The organism is Moorena sp. (assembly GCF_982860115.1).
The window spans coordinates 3,591-6,607 of the sequence record NZ_CEYLVT010000324.1; the positions used below are offsets into that span (position 1 = coordinate 3,591).

Consider the following 3,017-nt stretch of genomic DNA (forward strand, 5'->3'; position numbering starts at 1 on the left):
GGACAACACCGTGAAACTGTGGAGTCTGCAAGGCAAAGAACTGCACACCCTCACCGGACATAGTGGTTGGGTTAATAGGGTTGCCTTTAGCCCAGACGGCCAAACTATCGCTTCTGTTAGTGATGACAACACGGTGAAACTGTGGAATCGGCAAGGCAAACACCTAAAAACCTTCTCCGGACATAACTTAGCTCTCACAAGCGTGGCCTTTAGCTATGATGGCCAGACTATCGCTTCTGCTAGTGATGAAAACACCGTGAAACGGCGGAATTTAGAGGGCAAAGAACTGCACACCCTAGGACATAGCTACCTTGTCACAAGCGTGGCCTTTAGCCGAGATGGTAAGGCTATCGCTTCTGCGAGTGATGACAACACGGTGAAACTGTGGAATCTAGAACAAAAGGAACCGCTCACTCTCACCCTCACCAGGCATAGCAAATCTGTCAATAGCGTGGCCTTTAGCCAAAATGGCCAGATGATTGCTTCTGCGAGTGATGACAACACGGTGAAACTGTGGAATCATCAAGGCAAATACCTGCGCACCCTCACTGGACATAGCGATGATGTCAATAGCGTAGCCTTTAGCCGAGATGGCCAAACTATCGCTTCTGGGAGTGATGACAACACCGTGAAAGTGTGGAATCTCAAGGGCAAGGAACTACACACCCTGACCGGACATAGCTACCCTGTCAAAAGCGTGGCCTTTAGCCGAGATGGCAATACTATCGCTACTGCTAGTGATGAGGGCACCGTGAAACTGTGGAATCGGCAAGGCAAACCCCTGCACACCCTCACTGGACATAGGGATTCTGTCAATAGCGTGGCCTTTAGCCGAGATGGCAATACTATCGCTACTGCTAGTGATGAGGGCACCGTGAAACTGTGGAATCGCGAAGGCAAATACCTGCGCACCCTCACTGGACATAGGGCACCTGTCACTAGCGTTACCTTTAGCCGAGATGGCAATACTATCGCTACTGCTAGTTTCGACAACACCGTGAAACTGTGGAATCTCAAAGGCAAAGAACTGCACACCCTCACTGGACATAGGCATTGGGTCAATAGCGTGGTCTTTAGCCCAGATGGCAATACTATCGCTACGGCTAGTAGAGACAACACCGTGAAACTGTGGACTCTCCAAGGCAAAGAACTGCATACCCTCACTGGACATAGGGATTCTGTCAATAGGGTCACCTTTAGCCGAGATGGCAATACTATCGCTACTGCTAGTGATGACAACACGGTGAAACTGTGGAATCACCAAGGCAAAGAACTGCATACCCTCACTGGACATAGGGATTGGGTCAATAGGGTCACCTTTAGCCGAGATGGCAATACTATCGCTACTGCTAGTAGAGACAACACAGTGAAACTGTGGAATCACCGAGGCAAAGAACTGCATACCCTCACTGGACATAGGGATTGGGTCAATAGCGTGGTCTTTAGCCCAGATGGCAATACTATCGCTACGGCTAGTAGAGACAACACCGTGAAACTGTGGACTCTCCAAGGCAAAGAACTGCACACCCTCACTGGACATGGCGCACCTGTCACTAGCGTAGCCTTTAGCCGAGATGGCAATACTATCGCTACTGCTAGTTTCGACAACACCGTGAAACTGTGGAATCTCAAAGGCAAACCCCTGCACACCCTCACTGGACATGGCGCACCTGTCACTAGCGTAGCCTTTAGCCCAGATGGGATGACTATCACTTCTGCTAGTGAAGACAAGACGGTGAAACTGTGGAATTACCAAGGCAAACTCCTGCACACCCTCACTGGAAGGGCAGCTTTCTATAGCGTGGCCTTTAGCCGAGATGGCAATACTATGGCTACTGCTAGTTTCGACAACACCGTGAAACTGTGGAATCTCCAAGGCCAACTCCTGCTCACCCTCACTGGCCATAGCAAGTTTGTCACTAGCGTGGCCTTTAGCCCAGATGGCAATACTATGGCTACTGCTAGTTTCGACAACACCGTGAAACTGTGGAATCTCCAAGGCCAACTCCTGCACACCCTCACCGCACATAGGGATTGGGTCAATAGCGTTGCCTTTAGCCCAGATGGCAATACTATCGCTACTGCTAGTGATGACAACACCGTGAAACTATGGAATCTCCAAGGCAAAGAACTACACACCTTCACCGGACATAGCAAAGCTGTCAATAGCGTGGCCTTTAGCCGAGACGGCAAAACTCTTGCTTCTGCTAGTAGTGACAAGACGGTAATTTTATGGAATTTCGATTTAGATGATTTAGTCGCAAAGAGTTGTAATTGGCTCCATGATTACCTAGTCACTCATGAAGAGGAAAAAGACTTAAGGAAAATTTGTGGTATCAAAGGAAGAAGGGAGTAGGGGTAGGTTTTACCCACACTCTCCCCTCTAGTCGTGATTCAAGACTTCCGGTAATTTCCAAGAGCGCCCTTGACAGTAAACATAACCATTATTCGTATAAATCCCGGAAAGTGCCCTAGCTAATATCAAGAATTCCTGCTGTTCTTCCGCAGTCATATAATTTTGATTGTGTAGACTCCCTGAGGCTCGGTTTGGATCTCCTCCGGAGTCCAGATATCGCTGACGAGCCAGAGTGGAGAGTTCTATCATTCGTTGATATTGCTGTTGTTGTAATTCACTTAAGGGCTTCATAATTCGGCTACAGGTGTAATCGGGGTAATTTCACCATTTGGTAAAAGCATAGCAAAGGGCAGCAGAAGGCTAGCAGTGCTGATGTACCAAATGCCATTGTCTTGGTCATAAACAGTATTTTCTAGTAACCCTAAGGTATCCAAGGCATTGAGAATTAGATATTGTGCTTCTGTTGGTTCCATCACACCCGACCAAACTAATAGGGATGTTGGTGATTTTACTTCCAAAGTAGGCGTTGCTGAATCAAGTAATGAATAGCAGTAGAGTGGGCATCCTGCCCGCTCGAAAATAAGGAGGAAACTGGCAAGATGCCAGTTCTACCCAAGATGCCAGTTCTACCCAAGATGCCAGTTCTACCCAAGATGCCAGT

The 3,017-nt window shown here is 48.2% G+C and carries 3 protein-coding genes; 1 reads left to right on the forward strand and 2 read right to left on the reverse strand.

What is annotated here, in order from left to right; translation table 11 throughout:
* The coding region (locus AC4II3_RS30420) for a WD40 domain-containing protein (RefSeq protein WP_490722997.1) at window positions 1–2,356 on the forward strand (2,356 nt) is incomplete at its 5' end.
* A gap of 27 nt (window positions 2,357–2,383) precedes the next feature.
* On the opposite strand, the gene AC4II3_RS30425 is transcribed toward AC4II3_RS30420, so the two are convergent.
* Both AC4II3_RS30425 and AC4II3_RS30430 read right to left on the reverse strand, forming a co-directional pair.
* On the reverse strand, window positions 2,384–2,647 hold the full coding sequence (locus AC4II3_RS30425) for a hypothetical protein (RefSeq protein ID WP_488029427.1): 264 nt from the start codon (window positions 2,645–2,647) through the stop codon (window positions 2,384–2,386).
* Window positions 2,644–2,874 carry a hypothetical protein gene (locus AC4II3_RS30430; protein WP_490722998.1) on the reverse strand — a complete coding sequence of 77 codons (231 nt, stop codon included), beginning with the start codon at window positions 2,872–2,874 and terminating at the stop codon, window positions 2,644–2,646. The genes AC4II3_RS30425 and AC4II3_RS30430 overlap by 4 nt, the downstream gene beginning before the upstream one ends.
* Window positions 2,875–3,017: the final 143 nt, after the last annotated feature.